This window comes from Cellulomonas fimi (genome assembly GCF_012952065.1).
Taxonomy (GTDB): Bacteria; Actinomycetota; Actinomycetes; order Actinomycetales; family Cellulomonadaceae; genus Pengzhenrongella; species Pengzhenrongella fimi_A.
In genome coordinates this window covers 34,061-40,680 of sequence record NZ_JABCJJ010000023.1, presented here as the reverse complement: position 1 = coordinate 40,680, position 6,620 = coordinate 34,061, and the positions used below count along the sequence as shown (strand labels likewise).

Here is a 6,620-nt window from a genome sequence, read left to right as displayed (position 1 = left end):
CGGACCGCGCCGTCGACGACCGAGCCCGCGGCCACGGCACGGCGCGCAGCCGCGGCGGGCGCCGCGAGCACGCGCTCGACCTCGGCCCGCAGCTCGGCCGCGGCGTCGACCTGCTCCTGCACGGCGTCCGCGAGCGCGTCGACCCACGGCCGCAGCGCCGCGAGCGAACCGCGCAGCGTGCGCGCGATGACCGTCCGGGCACGGTCCGGCCCGGCGAGCATCGCGAGCCACCGGTTGATCGGCGCGACCGTCCCGACGTCGAGCAGACCCTCGTGCGGCCCGACGTCGGGCACGACGAACAGGGGGACGCCCTGCATCCCCCGGTCCCGCAGCCGCTGGAGCAGGTCGCCGCGCACCGTGGGCAGGGAGTCACGGGGCACGCGGTTGAGCACCATCGCCACCGAGGCCCCGCGCTCCATCGCGTCGCCGAGCACGCGCCACGGCAGCGCGTCCCCGTACCGCGCGGCGGTCGTGACGAAGAGCCACAGGTCGGCGGCCTCGAGGAGCCGGTGGGCCGCGGCGCGGTTGGAGTCGAGCACCGAGTCGAGGTCGGGGGCGTCGAGGAGCGCGATCCCGCGCGGCACCTTCTCGTGGACCACCACCCGGACCGCCTCGAGGACGGGGTGCTTCGCGAGCAGCTCGCCGTCGTCGGGGTGGTGCGCGAGGACCGGGCGGCGCGTCGTGGGGCGGAGCACGCCGGCTTCGGAGACCTCCTCGCCGAGCAGCGAGTTGAGCAGCGTCGACTTGCCCGCCCCGGTCGACCCCGCGAGCACGACGACCGCCGGCGTCGAGAGCTCCTCGAGGCGCGGCAGCAGGTGGTCGTTCAGCTGGTCGAGCAGGCGGGTCCGGGACGCGCGGGCAGCCGCGACCCCCGGGATGTCGAGCGGGAAGCGCGTGGCGTCGACGTCGCGGCGCAGGTCACGGACGGCGTCCAGCAGCGACAGCGTCACGGTGGGCGGCTCGACGGCCGCGTCCGCGACGTCGGGCTCCAGGTGGACGCTCACGGTCCCATCCTGGCCGACGCCCGTGAACAGGCCAAACGTCCGCGCCGTGCGGATACGGTCCGTCCACCTGTCCGTCTACTGTGGGACACCCAGCCCCCGTAGCTCAATGGATAGAGCAACGGCCTTCTAATCCGTAGGTTGCAGGTTCGAGTCCTGCCGGGGGCGCCAGCGCGGCGGGGGCTCCCCCGGCGGCAGCCCCCGCAGCACGTGGAGCCGGTCCACGACGGTGACGATCCCGAGGACGGCGACCGCGAGCGCCACGGCACCGAGCACGTCGGTGAGGAAGTGGTAGCCGAGGTACAGCCGGCTGAGCCCGACCGCGCCGATGCCGACGACCGCGGCCACGATCCACACCACGAACGCCCGTGCCGTGAGCCGCCGGCTGGCCACCAGGTAGCCCGCGACGAGCAGCAGCGTCGCGGCCCCGATCGTGTGGCCGGACGGGAACGACTGCGTCGTCTCCGAACCGGGGACGTCCATCGTGTCGAGCGGCGGGCGGGGCCGCGCCACGAGGCCCTTGATCGCGAGCGACAGCAGGGTCGAGCCGACCATCGCGGCGACCAGCAGCAGCGGACGCCACCACTCGCGCCGTACGAGACCCCAGGTGAGGCAGCCCGCCGCCACGAGGATCGGCAGCACCACCGGCCCCGACACCAGCGTGACGGCGCTCAGCACCGCGGTGGCGGTGTCGCCCCGGACGCTCACGAGCCAGGCGAGGACGGGACGGTCGAACACCGTGATGTCGTCGCGCTCCTGCACCGCGTCGAGCAGTCCCGCGAAGGCCGCCACGCCGACGACGACGAGCACCAGTCCCGGGACGACCACCCACAGCATCGGGCTGCTCCGGTAGAGCTCGCGGACACGGACCCCGAGGGGCCCCGGGGTGTGACCGGTCGTCATCCCCGCGACGCTACCGGCGGTTCGCCGCCGTCGCCCGCCGCCGACGTATCTGCGGGACGCACCCCGACTCCTCCGCCTCGATCCCGCGGTCGAGCGCCGCACCCGCGCGCCTCCACGACCACCAGCCGCACCCCACTCAGGAGCACCCCGATGAGCACGGACACCCGCACCACGCCCGCCGTCGCCACCCACCCCGTCGCCACCCACCCCGTCGCCACCCCGCCGGTCGCCCTCGACCGCGCGCGCACCCTGCGGACGCTCACCGGCGCGCCGCTCCACCTTCCGGGCGATCCCGGCTACGACGACGCGCGCACGCCCTGGAACCTCGCCGTCGACCAGCGTCCCGCCGCGGTCGCCCTCCCGCGCGACGCGGCCGAGGTCGCCGACGTGGTCCGCGCCGCCGCGGCGGCCGGGCTGCGTGTCGCGCCTCAGGGCACGGGCCACAACGCCGGCCCGCTGGGTCCGCTCGGGGACGTGGTGCTCCTTCGCACGTCCCTGATGCGGGGCGTCGAGATCGACGCGACGGCGCGTCGGGCGCGCGTCGAGGCCGGGGCGCTGTGGTCCGACGTCGTGGGGACGGCCGCGGAGCACGGGCTCGCGGCCCTGCACGGCTCGTCGCCCGACGTCGGCGTCGTGGGCTACACCCTCGGCGGCGGCATGGGGTGGTACGCGCGGACCCACGGCCTCGCCGCGCACCACGTCACGGCGGCCGACCTCGTCCTCGCGGACGGCTCGACCGTCCACGTGGACGCCGACCACGAGCCGGACCTGCTCTGGGCGCTGCGCGGCGGTGGTGGCAACGTCGGCGTCGTCGTCGGCCTCGAGTTCGAGCTCTTTGCGATCCCCGACGCCTACGCGGGCATGCTCGTGTGGGGCTGGGAGCGTGCACCCGAGGTGCTCGAGCGCTGGGTCGCCTGGACCGCAGACGCCCCCGACGCCGTCACGACGTCGTTCCGCCTCATGCAGATCCCGCCGCTGCCCGACATCCCGGAGCCGTTCCGGGGCCGTCGCCTCGTCATCGTCGACGGCGCCGTGCTCGGGGACGACGACGCGGCGTGCGCGGACGTGATCGCCGACCTCCGCGGGCTCGCCCCCGAGATCGACACGTTCGCGCGCGTCCCGGCCGCGTCGCTCGTGCGGCTGCACCTGGACCCCGAGGGCCCGACGCCGGCCGTCGCCGACACGTCGGTCCTCGCCGAGCTCCCCGCCGCGGCCCAGAGCATGCTGCTGGCGGTGGCGGGTCCGGGCTCGACGTCGGGGCTCACCATGGTCGAGCTGCGTCAGCTCGGCGGGGCGCTCGGCCGGCCCGACGCCGGCGGCAGCGCCCTGGACCACCTCGACGGCGCCTTCGTGCTCTTCGCCGGCGGCCTGGCGGCGACGCCCGAGATGGGCGCCGCGATGGGTCACCAGGCCGCCGACGTCGTCGCGGCGCTCGAGCCGTGGGCCAACGGCCGGCAGTACCTCAACTTCGCCGAGAGCCGCGTGGACGCGTCCACGGGGTACGCCCCCGCGGCGTACCGACGGCTCCAGGCCGTCCGCGCCTCGGTCGACCCGACCGGGCGCCTGCTCGCCAACCACCCGGTCGGCACCCGCGACACGCGCGGTGACACCGGCGCCCGCTGAGGCCACGGCGCCGGGGGACGAAAAATGACGTGCTCTCCAACCGGTCCACGTAGTTCCCTCTGGCGATCCGCTGAGCACCGACGAGGCGCGCCGGACCGCTGCGGTCCGGCGCGCCTCGCCGTCCGCCCGGGGGGCGCACCGGCGGCGCCGTAGGCTGGTGCGGTGAGCGACAACAGCACCATCGCCGGGGCGAGCGGCGACCGCATCGTCTGGATCGACTGCGAGATGACCGGCCTCGACCTGGGTGCGGATGCGCTCGTCGAGGTCGCCGTGGTCGTCACCGACTCCGAGCTGAACGTGCTCGGGGACGGCGTCGACGTCGTCGTCCGGCCGCCGGCCGAGGCGCTCGAGCAGATGAACGACTTCGTCCGCACCATGCACACCACCTCAGGTCTGCTCGAGCGGCTGGAGGGTGGGGTGACCCTCGAGGAGGCGCAGGCAGCGGTGCTGGAGTACCTGCGCCACTGGGTGCCCGAGGCGGGCAAGGCCCCGCTCGCGGGCAACTCGGTCGGGACGGACAAGGCCTTCCTCGAGCGCGACATGCCCGAGCTGGTCGGCCACCTGCACTACCGCGTCATCGACGTGTCGTCGGTCAAGGAGCTCGCGCGCCGGTGGTACCCGCGCGTGTACTTCGCGTCCCCCGCCAAGAACGGCGGTCACCGGGCGCTCGCCGACATCCTCGAGAGCATCGACGAGCTGCGCTACTACCGCGCCGCGCTGCTCGTCCCGCAGCCCGGCCCCGACTCCAGGACCGCGAAGGCCATCGCGGCCCAGGTCGTCGCGACGTCGGTCACGCGAGCCGTGCCGAGCGCCTGAGCAGGGCCCACGAGCACCCCCACGCACCCGGTACACTTTCGTCGGCCCCGGCGCACGCGCGCCGGGGGCACGGTGGCTATAGCTCAGGTGGTAGAGCACCTGGTTGTGGTCCAGGGGGTCGCGGGTTCAAGTCCCGTTAGCCACCCGTGGGAACGGCGCCCGGCTCATCGAGCCGGGCGCCGTTCGGCTTCTCGCTCGGGAGCGACGACCGGCGACCGGGGCGAGCCGCGCTCAGGCGAAGGCCACGCGCGCGGCGATCGCGTCCGCGGCCCGGTCGAGGGCGCCGTCGTCCAGGCCGAGGAACAGCGAGGGCTCGGTCAGCTCGAGCTCGAGCAGCATCGGGTTGCCGTCGGCGTCGGGGAGCAGGTCGACGCGCGCGTAGAGCAACGGCCGGTCGGCCGCACCCGGCACGACGGACGGGACGGCGGCCATGATGCGGTCGGCGAGCGCGCGCTCCTGCGGCGTCGCCTCGCGTGCCGTCATGTCCTCGGGCTTGAAGAGCCCCTCGACCCCGCGGTACGGGCCCTGGAGCAGGGCACCCTTGCGCACCGCGTGGCTGAACTTCCCGTCGAGGTACACCAGCGCCGTCTCGCCCACCGTGTCGACACGCTCGAGGTACGGCTGGACCATCACGTGGCGGCCCGCACGGAGCAGGTCGCGCGCGTGGACGATCGCCATCCCGCGCTGGTGCGCCTCGTTGGACTGGTAGCGGCCCGTGTCCTGGGCGCCCGCGCTCACGGTCGGCTTGACGACGAACTCCCCGCTCGCGGGGAACCGGGTGTGGACCGCACGCGACGTGAGGTTGCGCGCGGGGTCCAGCCAGATCGTGGGGACCACCGGGAGACCGGCCTGCTCGAGGTCCCGCAGGTAGGACTTGTCGGTGTTCCAGGCGAGCACCTCCGCCGGGTTCGCGAGGCGCGGGACGCCCGACGCCCAGGCCAGGAACTCCTCGTGCCGCGGGGTGTAGTCCCAGGTGCTCCGCACGACCACGAGGTCGAACGCGCTCCAGTCGACCTCCGGGTCGTCCCAGACCGCGGGGACCGCCTCGACGCCACGTTCGCCGAGCGCGGGGATCAGCGGCGCCTCGTCGGCCTCCATCTCCGGGAAGGCGGAGCAGGTGGCCAGGGCGACGCGCGGTGGGGTCATGGCCTCAGGCTATCGAGCGACCTGACCGTTCCCGCGCGGGCCGTCGACCTCGGCGCCCGCACCGCGGTCCCCGGCGTCGTCCCCGCTCTCCTCCACCATGCGTGCCAGCGCCGCGAGGAGGCCCTGGGACGTGAGGCGGCCGACGACGACGCCCCCGTCGCCCGTCACCGGGACCGCCTCGCCGCCCGACGACGCGAGGGCCGCGAGCGCGTCGTCGAGCCGCGCGCCGACGTGCAGCGCCCCGGGCCTCTGCTCGTCGCTCGGGGCGAGGTCGGCCGGCGTCACACGCCCGATGCCGAGCAGCCGGACCGCCCGTCCGGAGCCGACGAAGTCCGTGACCATCCCGGGCGCGGGCCGCGCGAGCAGCTCGACGGCGTCGGAGAGCTGCTCGAGGTGGCCGCCCCGGCTGAGCACCGCGATCCGGTCGCCGAGCCGCACCGCCTCGTCGATGTCGTGCGTGACGAGCATGACCGTGGTCCCGAGCTCGCGCTGGATGCGCCAGAACTCCTGCTGGAGCCGGCGCCTGCCCTCGGGGTCCACGGCTCCGAACGGCTCGTCCATGAGCAGCACCGGCGGGTCGACGGCGAGTGCGCGGGCCACCCCGACGCGCTGCCGTTCGCCCCCCGAGAGCTGGTGGGGGTAACGGCGCGCGTACGTGCCCGGCTCGAGGCCGACGAGCTCGAGCAGCTCGGCCGTGCGGCTGCGGGTCCGCCGGGCGTCCCAGCCCAGGAGCGCGGGGACGGTCCCGATGTTCTGCGCGACCGTGCGGTGCGGGAACAGCCCGACGTCCTGGATGACGTAGCCGATCCGGCGCCGCAGCCGCACCGGGTCGACCTGCGCGACGTCGGTCCCCTCGACGAGCACTCGGCCCGAGGTCAGCTCGACGAGGCGGTTAGCCATCCGCAGGATGGTCGACTTGCCGCACCCGGAGGGGCCCACCAGGGCGAGCAGCTCGTGCTCGCGGACGTCGAGGTCGAGTCCCTCGACGGCGACGGTGCCGTCGGGGTACTCCTTGCGCGCGGCCTCGAACCGGATGACCGGGTCACCCGTCGGTTCGCGCCTCGGGCCTGCGTCGGTCGTCATGCGCGGCACGCTACCCGCGCCGACCGGCCGCGCGCCGAGTAACCTCCG

Annotated in this window: 7 protein-coding genes and 2 tRNA genes; 5 read left to right on the top strand and 4 right to left on the bottom strand. The window is 75.0% G+C overall.

The window, feature by feature from the left end; translation table 11 throughout:
* On the bottom strand, positions 1-1,004 hold a 1,004-nt coding region (locus tag HIR71_RS12925; protein ID WP_311836269.1), incomplete at its 3' end, for a GTPase.
* Positions 1,005-1,096: 92 nt separating this feature from the next.
* Here HIR71_RS12925 and HIR71_RS12920 point away from each other — a divergent pair.
* Positions 1,097-1,172: transfer RNA gene (locus tag HIR71_RS12920), tRNA-Arg, on the top strand.
* On the opposite strand, the gene HIR71_RS17255 is transcribed toward HIR71_RS12920, so the two are convergent.
* A complete protein-coding gene (locus HIR71_RS17255; protein WP_311836270.1) occupies positions 1,131-1,628 on the bottom strand; it encodes a phosphatase PAP2 family protein in 498 nt (165 codons plus the stop codon). The genes HIR71_RS12920 and HIR71_RS17255 overlap by 42 nt on opposite strands.
* Here HIR71_RS17255 and HIR71_RS17540 point away from each other — a divergent pair.
* The 4 genes from HIR71_RS17540 to HIR71_RS12900 all read left to right on the top strand — a co-directional run bounded on the left by HIR71_RS17540 (position 1,609) and on the right by HIR71_RS12900 (position 4,488).
* Entirely contained in the window at positions 1,609-1,854 is a 246-nt protein-coding gene (locus HIR71_RS17540) for a hypothetical protein (RefSeq protein ID WP_249051852.1), read from the top strand. The two genes, HIR71_RS17255 and HIR71_RS17540, sit on opposite strands and share 20 nt — an antisense overlap.
* A 200-nt stretch (positions 1,855-2,054) precedes the next feature.
* Entirely contained in the window at positions 2,055-3,527 is a 1,473-nt protein-coding gene (locus HIR71_RS12910) for an FAD-binding oxidoreductase (protein ID WP_169325482.1), read from the top strand.
* Positions 3,528-3,689: 162 nt separating this feature from the next.
* Complete coding sequence (gene orn, locus HIR71_RS12905; protein ID WP_311836268.1) at positions 3,690-4,343, top strand: oligoribonuclease; 654 nt, start codon at positions 3,690-3,692, stop codon at positions 4,341-4,343.
* A gap of 72 nt (positions 4,344-4,415) precedes the next feature.
* Positions 4,416-4,488 (top strand) — tRNA-His (locus tag HIR71_RS12900).
* Between the two features lie 86 nt (positions 4,489-4,574).
* On the opposite strand, the gene HIR71_RS12895 is transcribed toward HIR71_RS12900, so the two are convergent.
* The gene (locus tag HIR71_RS12895; RefSeq protein WP_169325481.1) at positions 4,575-5,489 is read right to left on the bottom strand and encodes an ATP-grasp domain-containing protein; all 915 of its coding nucleotides are present in this window, start codon (positions 5,487-5,489) and stop codon (positions 4,575-4,577) included.
* Between the two features lie 9 nt (positions 5,490-5,498).
* Positions 5,499-6,572: an ABC transporter ATP-binding protein gene (locus tag HIR71_RS12890; protein WP_169325480.1), complete on the bottom strand. Its 1,074-nt coding sequence runs from the start codon at positions 6,570-6,572 to the stop codon at positions 5,499-5,501.
* Between the last annotated feature and the right edge of the window lie 48 nt (positions 6,573-6,620).

Bases quoted from the DNA above. Each gene is read 5' to 3' on its own strand.
- HIR71_RS12910 (WP_169325482.1), top strand. From the start codon at position 2,055: ATGAGCACGGACACCCGCACCACGCCCGCCGTCGCCACCCACCCCGTC.
- HIR71_RS12895 (WP_169325481.1), bottom strand. From the start codon at position 5,489: ATGACCCCACCGCGCGTCGCCCTGGCCACCTGCTCCGCCTTCCCGGAG.
- HIR71_RS12890 (WP_169325480.1), bottom strand. From the start codon at position 6,572: ATGACGACCGACGCAGGCCCGAGGCGCGAACCGACGGGTGACCCGGTC.